Source organism: Neptuniibacter pectenicola, from assembly GCF_001597735.1.
Lineage (GTDB): Bacteria > Pseudomonadota > Gammaproteobacteria > Pseudomonadales > Balneatricaceae > Neptuniibacter > Neptuniibacter pectenicola.
This window is the reverse complement of the sequence record NZ_LUTS01000003.1, coordinates 339,661-353,676: the sequence shown is the minus strand read 5'-3', so window position 1 is coordinate 353,676 and position 14,016 is coordinate 339,661. Positions and strand designations below refer to the sequence as shown.

The 14,016-nt window shown below is 46.0% G+C and carries 15 protein-coding genes; all 15 read right to left on the bottom strand.

Going from position 1 to position 14,016, the window contains the following annotated elements; translation table 11 throughout:
* Positions 1-191: 191 nt before the first annotated feature.
* Entirely contained in the window at positions 192-845 is a 654-nt protein-coding gene (locus A3773_RS06325; RefSeq protein WP_067984187.1) for a hypothetical protein, read from the bottom strand.
* A 459-nt stretch (positions 846-1,304) separates the two neighbouring features.
* Positions 1,305-1,523 (bottom strand): hypothetical protein, encoded by a 219-nt coding sequence (locus A3773_RS06320; RefSeq protein WP_156473448.1) that lies wholly within the window; start codon positions 1,521-1,523, stop codon positions 1,305-1,307.
* Between the two features lie 133 nt (positions 1,524-1,656).
* Positions 1,657-2,295: an HAD family hydrolase gene (locus A3773_RS06315; RefSeq protein WP_082800557.1), complete on the bottom strand. Its 639-nt coding sequence runs from the start codon at positions 2,293-2,295 to the stop codon at positions 1,657-1,659.
* Between the two features lie 437 nt (positions 2,296-2,732).
* Positions 2,733-2,915, bottom strand: coding sequence for a hypothetical protein (locus tag A3773_RS06310; RefSeq protein ID WP_067984181.1), 183 nt, complete (start codon positions 2,913-2,915; stop codon positions 2,733-2,735).
* A gap of 17 nt (positions 2,916-2,932) precedes the next feature.
* Positions 2,933-4,672 (bottom strand): single-stranded-DNA-specific exonuclease RecJ, encoded by a 1,740-nt coding sequence (gene recJ, locus A3773_RS06305; RefSeq protein ID WP_082800556.1) that lies wholly within the window; start codon positions 4,670-4,672, stop codon positions 2,933-2,935.
* Positions 4,672-5,523, bottom strand: a complete 852-nt coding sequence (locus A3773_RS06300) for a YdcF family protein (RefSeq protein ID WP_067984179.1) — start codon at positions 5,521-5,523, stop codon at positions 4,672-4,674. Before A3773_RS06300 ends, recJ begins: the two co-directional genes overlap by 1 nt.
* A 103-nt stretch (positions 5,524-5,626) precedes the next feature.
* Positions 5,627-7,021 (bottom strand): threonine synthase, encoded by a 1,395-nt coding sequence (gene thrC / locus A3773_RS06295; RefSeq protein ID WP_067984177.1) that lies wholly within the window; start codon positions 7,019-7,021, stop codon positions 5,627-5,629.
* Positions 7,022-7,032: 11 nt separating this feature from the next.
* Positions 7,033-8,334, bottom strand: coding sequence for a homoserine dehydrogenase (locus A3773_RS06290; protein WP_067984224.1), 1,302 nt, complete (start codon positions 8,332-8,334; stop codon positions 7,033-7,035).
* 271 nt (positions 8,335-8,605) lie between these two features.
* Positions 8,606-9,346: a DsbC family protein gene (locus A3773_RS06285; RefSeq protein ID WP_231902157.1), complete on the bottom strand. Its 741-nt coding sequence runs from the start codon at positions 9,344-9,346 to the stop codon at positions 8,606-8,608.
* Positions 9,347-9,432: 86 nt separating this feature from the next.
* Complete coding sequence (gene xerD, locus A3773_RS06280; protein WP_067984173.1) at positions 9,433-10,359, bottom strand: site-specific tyrosine recombinase XerD; 927 nt, start codon at positions 10,357-10,359, stop codon at positions 9,433-9,435.
* 47 nt (positions 10,360-10,406) lie between these two features.
* On the bottom strand, positions 10,407-11,837 hold the full coding sequence (locus A3773_RS06275) for an LSm family protein (protein ID WP_067984171.1): 1,431 nt from the start codon (positions 11,835-11,837) through the stop codon (positions 10,407-10,409).
* Between the two features lie 185 nt (positions 11,838-12,022).
* Positions 12,023-12,379, bottom strand: a complete 357-nt coding sequence (gene rplS, locus A3773_RS06270; RefSeq protein ID WP_067984169.1) for a 50S ribosomal protein L19 — start codon at positions 12,377-12,379, stop codon at positions 12,023-12,025.
* Positions 12,380-12,396: 17 nt separating this feature from the next.
* Positions 12,397-13,146, bottom strand: coding sequence for a tRNA (guanosine(37)-N1)-methyltransferase TrmD (gene trmD / locus A3773_RS06265; RefSeq protein ID WP_067984168.1), 750 nt, complete (start codon positions 13,144-13,146; stop codon positions 12,397-12,399).
* 3 nt (positions 13,147-13,149) lie between these two features.
* Complete coding sequence (gene rimM, locus A3773_RS06260; protein WP_067984166.1) at positions 13,150-13,683, bottom strand: ribosome maturation factor RimM; 534 nt, start codon at positions 13,681-13,683, stop codon at positions 13,150-13,152.
* 27 nt (positions 13,684-13,710) lie between these two features.
* Positions 13,711-13,959, bottom strand: a complete 249-nt coding sequence (rpsP, locus tag A3773_RS06255; protein ID WP_067984164.1) for a 30S ribosomal protein S16 — start codon at positions 13,957-13,959, stop codon at positions 13,711-13,713.
* Between the last annotated feature and the right edge of the window lie 57 nt (positions 13,960-14,016).

Below are 14,016 nucleotides of genomic sequence, written 5' to 3'. Positions count from 1 at the left end.
AGGCATTATCCAATGCTTACTTAAAATCTCAGGGGCTTTATGAATTGCGCGATGGATGGATCAAGCTTCACCATTCTCAGTGAAACGCCCTGTGCGGATCCGCATGCAGGGTGTTGTGGGGGCTGAGGGTTAGAGACCCTCGGCTACCCGATTAGGCATAACCTCACCATTGAAGTGTAAAAAATGCGACTTCATGGTGTGTTGCTAGAGAGTAATGGAGTCAGGATTGATACCATTAAGTCAGATTGAATCTGATTCATATCATCGGCAAGTTTGTACATTTCACTGAGTGAAACAGGTTTTGGCTTCTCCAGTCTTTCATATCGCTCAATGAATAGCTTACCAACCGCTGGTGCCCCGTCAATCATCGTCCAGACTTGGTGTACGTATACTGCTCTACGCGCGAAAACATCTTTAATTCTACTACTAATTTCTACGGCGTCATCTTTTAACTGCGGTGCCTTGGATTCAATCAAGGCTTTTAGCATCTCAGTTAATTCATTTATTCGAGCTTTCCCGGTAAAGGCTCGACCAGTAATGCTGTCTAAACCTGCGATATGCCAAATAACTGTTCGAATGAGAACCTCTATACTTGATGAGCATACAGAAATTTGGCCTATTGCTTCTTGATAAGCTTTGGGTGGCCATGACCAGTTTCGCTCAGTTGAACCACTGCGAAGAATATCTAGCACAAGTGGGTCTTGAGGCGGTGTTTGTGCAATAATTTCTGCTTCTTCCGGTGATATGGCAATCATATCTTCAATGACGTAAGAGTCTTGTGAGCCATCTTCTTCAAATGCAAAGACTTGCCACTTTTCTGGGATTAGCTTTTTGTAATACTTCACGAGTGGTGCTTCCTTTTACTGCCTAACGCTTTGCTAATGGGCAAAATACCGTTTGCTAAAATTGGCGAGGTACGAGCCGAGCAAACTGTATTTTGTCCTGTTGAGCAACTTGTTATGTGGAAGAGAAGTTAAAAACTTAACCCGAACAATAACGAAGCCACCCTTAATTAAAATTACCTTTGAGCCATTTAAGCCCAAACTAAAACGAAATAATAGCTTTACCACAAAACTTGTTTTGGTATTACGTAAAGCTTATTAGTGGATGCGACTAAACCTAAAATGGCGAAACACTCAGCACTAATTTTTAAAGGTTCTTTCCCTTTAGTTTTAAACACATAACGCCGATGTTCACTGGTTTATCCAGTGCAACGCCTTGTTATATTTAACTTAATTGAATAGGTGAAATTATGATAATTCCATTAGTAAGAAATAAAGATGGTTTCTTGTGTTGCTCAGCTCCTACAAGGAATCAAGAGTGTAAACAGGAATATGTTCTCCCTCTTCGTTTAAATCAAAATGGCGAGCTAGGCATACAAACCTAATAGTATTATTGGAAGGCTTAAATTTAAGTGTTATTTCGTCATTTATTGAGAATGATTCAGGGATAGAGAAATCGCAAACTCCATTATCATTGCCTATTTCAGATTCTGCTTTTTTAGTAAATATAACGTTTAACATAACTAACTCCATGTGAGTTGAATATAACGCCCGGCTCACCAGCGCCCAAACCGGAGAGGCTTTTGTGGTAAAGTGTAGCGCAGCGAAACCCACAAAAGATGCGCAGGTTTGGGCGTCTGCGTGAAGCCGTTTGTTATAAGCCGATACATCTTAGTGCCTCTTGTGAATCACAATAATCATGGATTGACTTTGAGTTTGTGATCCGAGATCCAACAGCTACAAAGTTATAGTTTAATGATTTTGAGGCTTTCCTATCCCAAGAACCGTCACCAAAATACGTCTTAGATTTGAACCGGTGTTCACCAGAACGGGTTTCTGCGACTCGCATTATTTCTATTCTACTATAATGATCGCAAGACGAAGCGATAGGTATATTCGAGTGGTTGATGCCTGCGGCTTCCAGTTTCATTCTGGCCGTTTCTGACCACCCACCTGTTGCAAGGGAAATCTTTACATCCCTACGCGAGGCTAACACTGATAAAAATTTGCTTGCGCCGGTAATTTCCAACACCTCGTGATTTGAAATATATTTTCTAACGCGCAGAATGAAATGCTTTTTAACCTCAGTAAAAATACTTTCGTACTCATTCTGCAATGATCGACTCTCAATTATTTCTCTTAGAATCCCAGCATCTGTCACATGCTGATACTGCCCCCAGTCTGAATTGACTTCAACCCCAAGTACGTCAAAGACCGCCAATTTATAGCACTCGGAATCAAAATCGTATGACTTAACCAAAGTCCCGTCTATATCAAACATGACCAAGTGCACGATTTCTCCTAAGGCTTATAACAGCTAAATATATGACAGATTGTCGCGATTAAACACGACAAGTTGTCATATATCTCCGAGAAAGGATATTAAGAAGGGGGTGTGACGCATTGAATTTCATCTGCTTTCCTTACTTGAGGATTTCTCATCCTTGGAGAAAATTACATCGTTGTCTTACTATCCTTACATAAAGATCTAACGGATTAAATACTGTACATAAAAACAGAATAAGAATGTAGCACGTCTTCCCATTTCTACAGTCGATACGCAATCACGGATCGCGGGCACCGCCCCCATAGAAAAAAGAAAATCTTAACTGTTCGCTCACGGGGTGAGCGCCTACACAGGCCGATGGGCGTCGACAACCATCAGATACAGGGGCGATAGCAGGCACCCGTTTGACCTGAACGATCAGATCAAAGGGTGAGTCTTCTTGCTTATAACTTACAGGCACCGCCTAGGCAGTCATCAAAGTCCATACTGTCTAGCTCTTGGCGAGTTTCTTGGGCGGCTTTTAGGCGTTGTAGCATTTCACCTTCTGCGCTTTGATCAGTACTGATACCGGCTTTTTCAAATACGCTCAAGAGAAGGTTAAGTTCGTCTAAGTTAAATTCATTCATGGTTAGGGTTCCACTTTTTACTGATCGGGGATTAATAGGTGATCGACGAGCATCTGTACGGTTTTGCGGCCTCGGAATTCGTTGACATCTAAGCGATAGATAGCCCGTACGTGGGTCTGTGACTCATCCGGCCATTGGTCCATATCGGCATTAAACTGTATCGCATCGATGGCTAATCCTGAAGCAGGTTCCATCAATACCAGCTTGAGGTGGCGGTGGCCGACGATTCGTTGTTGTAGTAGGGAGAATTCACCTTCGAACAACGGTTCTGGGAACTGGTGCCCCCAAGGGCCTGCATCACGGAGCATTTCAGCCAGTTCAATGGTCATCTCATCGGCATTTAACACACCATCGGTCATCACTTGCTGTTGTAAATCGGCCTCGGAGAGTTGCCGCCTAACCTCTTCATCAAAGGCCTGTTGAAACAGCCCGAGGTCTTTATCGCTAATGGTTAATCCCGCCGCCATCGCATGGCCGCCAAATTTACGCAGTAGGCTAGGGTGTTTCGCCGCAATCGCATCTAGGCCATCACGAATATGGAATCCACTAATGGAGCGCGCGGACCCTTTTAGTTCACCCTCATCACCTTGGGCGAACGCGATAACCGGACGATGGGTTTTCTCTTTTATTCTGGACGCTAGGATACCAATCACACCTTGGTGCCATTCGGGCTCATAGAGCGACAACCCGTACGGTAAGGCTTCGTCATCCAGCTGAAGGTGCGCCAACAGGTCTAACGCTTGCTGCTGCATCTCCTGCTCAATCGCCTTTCGTTCTTGGTTAAGGTCGTTCAGGGTGGCGGCCAGCTCTTTTGCTTTATGCTCGGAGTCGGTTAATAAGCACTCAATCCCGATCGACATATCCTCAAGGCGACCCGCTGCGTTAAGGCGCGGGGCTAAGGCGTAGCCTAAATCAGAGGAGGCAACTTTATGTTGTTGACGCCCCGACAGTTCAATCAACGCTTTAATACCAGGACGGCAACGGCCCGCTTTGATGCGTTGTAACCCTTGGTACACTAAGACACGGTTATTTTGCTCTAAAGGCACCACATCGGCGACCGTACCTAAGGCAACCAGGTCGAGCAAACTGCCTAAGTTTGGTACCGGCAGGCCCTGCTCTTCAAACCAGTTCATCGCTTGCAGCTTGCGTCTTAATGCGATCATCACGTAAAAGATGACCCCCACCCCACAGGTGGATTTGGCATTAAAATGACAGCCGGGCTGATTAGGGTTCACAATGGCATAGGCATCAGGTAGTTCACTGCCCGCAAGGTGATGGTCAGTGACGACCACATCGAGGTTAGCGATCTTGGCGGCAGCCACCCCCTCGATACTAGAGATACCATTATCAACGGTAATCAACAGGTCTGGTGCCTGCTTTAAGGCTTCCATGACGATTTCAGGACTCAAGCCATACCCATACTCAAAGCGATTAGGAACAAGGTAGCAAACGTCGGCGGCGCCCATCATGCGCAGGGCGAGCACAGCAACCGCGGTACTGGTGGCACCGTCACAGTCAAAATCACCGATGATCATGATCCGTTCCTGTTGATGAAGCGCCCTTACTAATCGCGCAACCGCGCCATCAATACCCGCTAAACCACTGTCGGGTAGGAGTTCATTCAGGTTACGTCCTAACCCGTCTAAATCATGAATACCCCGTGACGCATAGATGCGGGCAAGGACAGGGTTTGCTTGACTAAATATAGGTAAGTTTGGGTCGGCGCTTTCACGTCGATTAATCACTAACGCTTTCATTAATTATCTAGGGTTCCCGTCAGTAAAGGCGCTGAAGCTAATGGCCCGGGGATAAGTTCTGTTGTTTTTTCTGTTAAATAGTAAGCACCTAAGCCGATCCATTCACGGACCACTTGGTTCAACTCTGCCATGTTAGCATTCAGGCTAAGATGCACCGTGCTATTAAACTGTCTGTAATCCACCGGGTACGGGATCACATCGATACCGGCCTTACGATAGACGCCAACCGACCGTGGCATATGGAAGGCCGACGTGACTAATAGCCATTTGCCCTGATTGGCATCGTCTAACTCACCCGCAGCGTGAAGCTCATTAATGATTTCACGGCTATATAGTGCGTTCTGAAATGTGTTTCGGGCATCTCGCTCTACAATCAACCGCGCGCCTAAACCTTGCTCAGTCAGCCACTGTTTAGCCACATCACCCCCGCGATATTCAGGACGTAACAATGAGCCTGAGCCACCGGTAAAAATAACCTTAGCGTTAGGGTAGCGCAGCATCAGGGAAGGTAACACCATCAACCGCTCCGCCGCACTATTAAACTGGGGCATCTTATGCACAGCAGAGCGTTCAGGTTCCTCTCCGCCCCCCAACACAATAATACCGGCGATAGGCGCTTCAAGCTGGGTTAAATCAGGCTTAGGAAAACGCTGTTCTAAAGGCTCAAGCAGATAATTAGCGATAGGGAAGACACTTAAAGCCAGCATAGTTAACACGGAGCCCCAGACCATGATCACGCCTGAAAGCCTGCGCCAAAGCAGCAAGCCCAGCACAAGAACCAATAATAGAAAATGATCTGGCTGGACGATCACCCAAAAGACTTTTGAGAGGTAAAAAAATAGATCGGTCATCGCAGTTTCCCCTTCGCTGTACTATAAAACGATCAATTGCCAGATACAAAAAACCCGACGTTATTCGCGTCGGGTTTTGAGAGTAGCATATTCACACAATTAATTATTCTGTATGAACATGGCTCGCAATGAACTGCTGGACGGTATTTAGATTATTGTCTAATACGTCTAACTTTTCCTCACGCTCAAATAGATCAACCATATGGGCTGGCAACTGAGGTGATTCCAAACCGGCTTTAACAACAGGCTCTGGGAATTTAACCGGATGCGCTGTCGCCAGTGTAATCATAGGCACAGATTTATCACGGTTGCATTCACGCGCGGCTTTAACACCAATCGCTGTGTGCGGATCGAGTAGGTATTCTGTCTCAGCGTACACTTGTTTGATGGTTTCGCAGGTCGCGTCATCATCAACGGCACAGCTATCAAACAGTTCACGTACTTTATCCCAACGATCTGAATCGAGTTCAACCGATTCTTTCGAGAAGCGCGCCATTAGATCATCAATCGCGGCACCATCTTTGCCGTATACATCAAACAACATACGTTCAAAGTTTGATGACACCATAATATCCATCGATGGCGATAGCGTATGCACTAAGTCACCTTTGGACATATCGTTACCGGAGATAACACGGTGCAGAATATCGTTACGGTTTGTGGCAACAACCAACTGTTTGATCGGCAAGCCCATCTGTTTAGCAAGGTAACCGGCAAAAATATCACCAAAGTTACCGGTCGGTACAGAGAAGCTCACTTCACGCTCAGGACCACCGATAGCCAGTGAAGCAGAGAAGTAGTAAACGATCTGGGACATAATACGCGCCCAGTTGATCGAGTTGACTGCGCCTAGCTTCATCCCTTTAAGGAAGTCTTGATTAGCAAAGCTGTCTTTAACCATCTGCTGACAATCATCAAAGTTGCCTTCTAGCGCAATGTTATACACATTGTCTTTAATGACGGTCGTCATCTGGCGACGCTGCACTTCTGATACGCGGTTATGCGGGTGCAGAATAAAAATATCCAGATGTTTACTATGGCAGCAACCTTCAATCGCAGCTGAACCGGTATCACCTGAAGTGGCCCCCATAATCACAAGATGCTCACCACGCTTTTCAAGCGCGTAATCCATCAGGCGACCTAACAACTGAAGGGCGAAGTCTTTAAACGCGAGTGTTGGGCCGTGAAATAGCTCTAGGATCCACTCATTCGTGCCGAGCTCTTTCATCGGTGCCACAGCGATATGATTGAAACCCGCATAGGTTTCATCAATCATCTGCTTAAGGTCAGCATCAGCAACACAGTCATCAACAAATGGCTTGATCACGTTATAAGCCAGTTCGTTATAGGGCAGACCTACCCAAGAGGCGATCTCTTCTTTGCTGAAGGTTGGCAAGGTTTCAGGCACATATAGGCCACCGTCACTCGCCAAGCCAGCTAAAAGAACTTCTTCAAAATTCATTGCCGGCGCTTTTCCCCGGGTAGAAATATATTTCACGGGATTACTCCTTAACGGCCAAAATTTTCAACGCGAATACGAGTAACGCTACCGTTAATCTCATCTAACGCTTCGATTTTTGCAATTGCATCATTCATTTTCTGCTCAAGCACCGACTGGGTCAAAATGATAACCGGCACCTGATCTTCGCTTGTTGCTTTCTGAATGATCGCTTCAATATTGATACCTTCACCACCAAGAATGCTCGTGATCATCGCCAAGACACCTGGCTTCTCCTGAGCATTCATTCGTAGGTAGTATGCAGTTTCAGTTTGATCCATTGGCAGAATCGGCATATCCGACAGTTCAGATGGCTGGAAGGCCAAATGAGGTACGCGGTTATCACGATCAGCGGTCAAGGTACGTACAACATCAACAATATCAGCCACGACAGCGGAAGCCGTCGGTTCAGAACCGGCACCCGGTCCGTAATACATTGTTTGGCCAACGGCATCGCCATCCACCAAAATGGCGTTCATGACGCCGTTTACATTCGCAATCAATGCAGACTCAGGGATCAGTGTTGGATGCACACGCAGCTCAACGCCTTTATCGGTACGACGGCTCACACCTAAATGTTTAATACGGTAGCCAAGTTCCTCAGCATACTGCACATCATCACGGGTGATTTTACTGATGCCTTCAGTAAAGGCTTTGTCGAACTGCAAAGGGATACCGAACGCGATAGAGGCTAAAATCGTTAACTTATGCGCAGCGTCGATGCCTTCAACGTCAAACGTTGGATCTGCTTCGGCATAACCCAGTGCTTGAGCTTCGGCTAATACATCGGAAAACTCACGACCTTTATCACGCATTTCAGTCATGATGAAGTTGCCTGTACCATTGATGATACCGGCTAACCAATTAATCTTATTCGCAGACAAGCCTTCACGGATCGCTTTGATGATCGGAATACCACCGGCAACCGACGCTTCAAATGCAACCATGACATTCTTTTTCTGCGCAGCTTCGAAAATCTCATTACCGTGCACAGCGATTAAGGCTTTATTCGCAGTTACAACATGTTTGCCATGCTCTATAGCCGTTAGCACAAGTTCTTTTGCTACGTCATAACCACCGATCAACTCGACAACCACATCAATTTCTGGGTTTTTAGCCACCGCAAAAACATCATCTGTAAGCTGTATACCTTTGGTATCACAGTCCGGATTAGTGTGACGCGCACCAATTTCTTCCACTATGATTTTACGTCCTGCCCGACGAGCAATCTCTTCGGCATTTCGCTTCAGCACATTGTATGTGCCACCACCGACTGTACCTAATCCACAGATACCTACTTTGACCGGTTTCAAACTTGCACCTCGCATGCTGTTGAACAACTATTTCCCACAGTATATATACCTATTGAGTCATAACTGTGATTAAGAAATCTAACGGAAACAGATAAACCAACTTAGCCAATAAACCTTGAAACATGGCAAATTGATCTACTTACATAAGTTCCGTAAAAATGAGCCGGGTATTATAGCCAAAACAATACAATAGCTCTATCTCTGCAACCACTCTAACGAAACAAATAAATAAGGGAGCTAAAAAGCTCCCTTATTTAACAGGTCGTGAGAATTAGTTCAGTTCTAATGTTTTTGCCAGCTGCGCAGCAGGAACATAGCCTGGCAGTAAAGTACCATCAGACAGTACGATAGCAGGCGTACCTGTTACACCCATATTTTGCCCTAAGTGTAACTGGTCTAGCACGGGGTCATCACAGGTCTTCGCCTCTAAATCACCACCGTTTTTCGCCATATCCATCGCCTTTCGACGAGCGGCTGCATCCGTTGCACACCAGATGGATACCATATCTCTATAGGTCGCTGTGCCGGCACCCTGACGCGGGAACGCAAGGTAATTCACCTGAACACCCATCGCATTCAATTTAGGCACTTCCGCGTGTAGCTTGCGGCAGTATGGACAATCAACGTCGGTAAACACATTCACTGTGGCTTTAACTTCACCTTTAGGTGGATATACAATCATCTGCTCTGCGGGAATTTTAGCAAGGGCTTCTTTACGTAACGCACTCTGCTTTTGCTCAGTTAGGTCAACAAAACCTTCCTGCTCACTAAACTGATAAAGTTTACCGAGTAAAAAATATTCACCTTTTTCATCTGAATACAGTACTTCACCCGTATTAAGCATCACTTCATACATCCCTTTTACGGGGGCTTCACTGATCGATTCGACCTGAATGCGCGCATTAACCTTTTGCAGGTTCTGCTTAATTAACGCTTCAGAACCCGCCGCCTGAGCCTGCATGCTCATACCGCCCATTAACAACAGTGTCGATACCAATAATTTTTTCATCATTTCCCTCAAGCTATTTTACCGCCATAGTCTCAGCTACATGGCATATTACATGTTAGGACTCGATTTACGCAGCTAAGTTCCCGTTATTAACCACGTGGATGATGCTCCTGATGCAAAGACTGTAATCTTTGCTGCGCCACGTGCGTATAAATTTGTGTCGTTGATAGATCACTGTGCCCCAACAACATCTGCACCACCCTAAGGTCCGCCCCGTGATTAAGCAAATGCGTTGCAAAAGCGTGCCTAATGACATGGGGCGATAAGGGCTTATCAATACCCGCCACTAAGGCGTAATGCTTTATTCGATGCCAAAAAGTCTGTCGTGTCATCTGCTGCCCCCGTCGACTCGGAAACAGCACATCGCTAACATTTTCACCTAACAACAGCGGCCTGACCTGTGCAATGTAACGCTGCACCCAGCTGATCGCTTCTTCACCCAGCGGCACTAAACGCTCTTTGCCACCTTTACCCATCACGCGAATCACGCCCTGATTTAAGTTCACTTCAAACAGCTGCAAACTGACCAATTCAGTGACGCGCAAACCTGTGGCGTATAGCACTTCCAACATGGCGCGATCACGAAAATGAATCGGATCATTTAGCTCGGGCGCATCTAACAGCCGCTCAACATCATCTTCCGTTAACGTCTTAGGCAGATTCCGACCTTTTTTCGGGCTATCAATTAACAGCACCGGATCTTCGCTAATTAACTCTTCACGTAAAAGGTAGCGATAAAATCCCCGTAAACAGGAGAGCATGCGCGAGGTGGAGCTGGCACGTAAACGCTCTTTTACCCGCCAGCCTAAATACTGCTGTAGTTCAGAGCGAACACAGGCGATCAAATGACCTCCGCGCTGGTTCAGCCATAAGCCAAATTGATTAAGGTCACGGCGGTAAGAGGATAAGGTGTTTTCACTTAACCCCTTCTCCATCCATATGGCATCGAGGTATGTATCAATGATTTGACGATCACGCTCATCTAGCACGCGCGAACGTTTAGGCGAGGCAGGCATAGCTACCCCGTCCAAAAAGAGGTTGATACATAAACGGACAATGTTGATTAGTAATAAAGACGCGCACTTTGCACTTTATCACGGGAAATCGGGTAGGTAGCCGTTCCGCGCCCATCCACCAAACGATGCTCAACGGTAATCACCTTATCGTCCACATCGATCAATCGACCTTCAACTTTACGGCCAAAATAAGTATATAAGATAACCGGCTCACCAAGGTGTGCCGCTAAATTAGGCACGTCCACGACTTTAAAGGCTTTTTCATCTTTTTTGTTTTTTGCCCGGCGCTGCGCATAAGCACTGCGGCGCTCATAAACGGGATGTGCAAACTTGTCTGATTCTTGCGGCTCAGCGTCATCATCAGAGATAGCAGCGACATCACTGTTATCATCGTCCTCAACACCGGTACCAATATTCAACTCATGCAGTAAGCGACGACCTTCAGGGTCGGGCTCCGACCACATAGTACCTTCCCAGGATACCGCCTTACCGTTAAATTCAATGTACGGGTTTAACGCATCTAACAGATCGGTTGGCTGTTGGATCAAAGCCATAGATTGCATACCAAACCCTTGCGGTATATCGACGCGTAGATAAAAAGAGCCACCGGGATTATTGAGGCTATCGATCGCGTCAAAAAGCGGATCAGGTATTGTCCACCCTTCATAACTTAAACGCTTATTTAGCAGCGTGCTATAACGTTGACGATACTCTTTAACCGGCTCTTTATTTAGCCCAGCACAAAAGGTGTTTCGGCGTAGGTTATAGCCACGATCATAAAAACGGGTTTTGATACGTTTTAATTGAGGCTGAGCAAACGCTAAGGTCTGCATATTCAAAGTATCGCCTGTTACACCCACACTCAACGACATACTCACATCGGCCATCTTCGCCGTTTTGCTCTGCATATTAAAATTGAGTTGTTTGTCGATACGATCAAAATTGTATTGGATAGAGAGGTCGCTGCGAATATGGTTATAGCCCATTTTTCGAATATCAGCGATGGAGAAATAGTGTCGATCACCACATGCTAAGGTGTCGTAGCTTGGTCCGCTTTGGCGCTGCATATCGGCGGCCATGCGCCCCCAGTCCTGCATATAACCACTTTGCAGGTTCAGGTCGATCCCTTTGATATCAATATTAAATGATTCGGGCAGCTCACCTTGGGATAACTGCTCATCTAAGCTCAGAATAAAGCCCCATGACGGCGCTTTTAAGGTTGTCTCATCAATACCTATGTCGCCTTTCATCCCTGCCGGAGTAAAACGCATACCGCGCAAACCAACCTCGGATTGAAACAGGTCGATATAAACACCTTGATAGCTCATCTCTGCATAGGGGGAGATATCACGGGAAAAATCATCGGCAAATTCAGATACTTTCCACCAAACGAATCCGTACGCTCCGGCGAACAGTATGACAGGCACTAAAATAACAGCACAGATTAAGGCGATACGCTTGATGATAGTTTTTTGCATAAACTGACCTAATTGTAGGTTCCCTGTATCCAACAACCTGTAAAACGGGTCTGTACGTCAACCCTAATACGATGACTGCAGATACTCAACTTTATCTCATGTTTATAACAGATATTGAGATCAGGTAAACGGCAAACACAAAAAAAGCGACCGAAGTCGCTTTTTTGCTAAAGAAGGAAAGGCGATTAACCCAACTTTTCTTTAATACGTGCAGATCTACCACTACGCTCGCGCAAGTAGTAAAGTTTAGCCTGACGTACCGCACCACGACGCTTAACTTCGATGCTATCAACTGTAGCACTGAAAGTTTGGAAAGTACGCTCAACACCCACACCGTGAGAAATTTTACGCACTGTGAATGCAGAGTTTAGGCCGCGGTTACGCTTACCTAGAACTACACCTTCAAACGCCTGTAGACGAGTACGCTCGCCCTCTACAACTCTTACCTGAACTACAACAGTATCACCTGGTGCAAATTCTGGTATATCTTTATTCATTTGTTCAGCTTCAAGCTGCTGAATAATTAGGTTTTTGCCGCTCATCGCTTGCTCCTAAACATTCAACCTTCGGACCCTTGGGTCTCCCGGATAAAATCGGTTAACAATGACTTTTGCTCAGCGTCTAACTCAAGAGATTCGAGCAGGTCAGGTCGGCGTTGCCAAGTCCTTCCCAGCTGTTGTTTCAGACGCCAGCGTCTGATCTCTTTATGGTTGCCGCTCAGCAACACTTCAGGTACCTGCATATCCTCATACTGCTCTGGCCTAGTGTAATGCGGGCAATCTAACAACCCATCACAAAAGGAATCTTCGGTAGCTGAATCTTGATGTCCTAAAACACCAGGAACTAAACGGGAAACTGCATCAATCATGGTCATCGCGGGTAATTCCCCGCCACTAAGTACAAAATCACCTAGCGACCACTCTTCATCAATTTCTGCATCTATCAGGCGTTCATCAATACCTTCGTAACGCCCTGCTACCAGAATCAGCCTCTTGCGAGAAGCTAGCTCCTGCATCCCTTTATGATCCATACGTCGTCCCTGTGGGGATAGGTAAATAACTTTTACCTCATCACCCGCAGCGTCTTTTGCCGCATGAATAGCATCCCTAAGCGGTTGAACTTTCATCAACATACCTGGGCCGCCACCATAAGGGCGGTCATCTACAGTTTTATGCTTGTCGTGCGTGAAATCCCGAGGGTTCCAGCACTGCATCTGTATCAAACCATTTTTTACTCCTCGCCCCGTCACGCCGTAGCAACTAATTGCATCGAACATTTCAGGAAAAAGAGTCACCACACCAAACCACATGGTTCAGAATCCCGGGTCCCAATCGACCCGCATGGTACCTGTTTCAAGGTCAATATTTTTTATCACCTGGTCAGGAAGATAGGGCAACAGTCGCTCTTTTTGATCGATACTGTCAGCCGTTCCCTTCACAACTAGCACATCATTTGAGCCAGTTTCTAACAGGTGGCTTACCTTGCCCAATAATTGATCGGACTCGGTATAAACTAATAGGTCTTGCAACTGACTCCAGTAGTACTCACCGGCTTCCAATTTAGGAAGCTGGCTTGCATCGACCGAAATTTCCAGCCCACAATATTTGCGCGCTATCTCTCGATCATCTACTCCAACCAGTTTTGCAACTAGCCCTTTGCCATGGCGCTTACCGGTTTCCACCTCAAGAGGCTTTAATACACCGTTAATTTTTACTAACCATGGCTTATAGGAAAAGATGTTATCTATCGGGTCGGTATTTGAGTAAATTTTTACCCAACCTTTAATCCCGTAGACTGCAGAAATCGTTCCGACAATGAGATATTCATTACTTGGATCACTGCTCATCTTTAACCCTGACCAAAAACCTAAAAATTATTTAGCTGCTTTAGCTTGTTTAACCAGCTTAGCAACGCGCTCAGATAGCTGTGCGCCTTTACTCTGCCAGTATTCAACACGATCAAGATCGATACGAAGACCTTCCTCTTGACCACGTGCTGTTGGGTTAAAAAAGCCCACACGCTCAATAAAGCGACCGTCACGCGCATTACGCGAGTCTGCTACTGAGATGTGATAGAACGGACGCTTCTTAGCGCCACCACGAGACAAACGAATAGTTACCATGCGTTAGATCCCTTTATTGAGTGGGTTTTAATATCGCCCACAGTTAGAAAAACAATC

Bases quoted from the DNA above. Each gene is read 5' to 3' on its own strand.
- xerD (WP_067984173.1), bottom strand. From the start codon at position 10,359: ATGCCTGCCTCGCCTAAACGTTCGCGCGTGCTAGATGAGCGTGATCGT.
- A3773_RS06320 (WP_156473448.1), bottom strand. From the start codon at position 1,523: ATGTTAAACGTTATATTTACTAAAAAAGCAGAATCTGAAATAGGCAAT.
- recJ (WP_082800556.1), bottom strand. From the start codon at position 4,672: ATGAAAGCGTTAGTGATTAATCGACGTGAAAGCGCCGACCCAAACTTA.
- rimM (WP_067984166.1), bottom strand. From the start codon at position 13,683: ATGAGCAGTGATCCAAGTAATGAATATCTCATTGTCGGAACGATTTCT.
- A3773_RS06275 (WP_067984171.1), bottom strand. From the start codon at position 11,837: ATGCAAAAAACTATCATCAAGCGTATCGCCTTAATCTGTGCTGTTATT.
- A3773_RS06300 (WP_067984179.1), bottom strand. From the start codon at position 5,523: ATGACCGATCTATTTTTTTACCTCTCAAAAGTCTTTTGGGTGATCGTC.
- trmD (WP_067984168.1), bottom strand. From the start codon at position 13,146: ATGTGGTTTGGTGTGGTGACTCTTTTTCCTGAAATGTTCGATGCAATT.
- rplS (WP_067984169.1), bottom strand. From the start codon at position 12,379: ATGAGCGGCAAAAACCTAATTATTCAGCAGCTTGAAGCTGAACAAATG.
- A3773_RS06310 (WP_067984181.1), bottom strand. From the start codon at position 2,915: ATGAATGAATTTAACTTAGACGAACTTAACCTTCTCTTGAGCGTATTT.
- rpsP (WP_067984164.1), bottom strand. From the start codon at position 13,959: ATGGTAACTATTCGTTTGTCTCGTGGTGGCGCTAAGAAGCGTCCGTTC.
- A3773_RS06285 (WP_231902157.1), bottom strand. From the start codon at position 9,346: ATGATGAAAAAATTATTGGTATCGACACTGTTGTTAATGGGCGGTATG.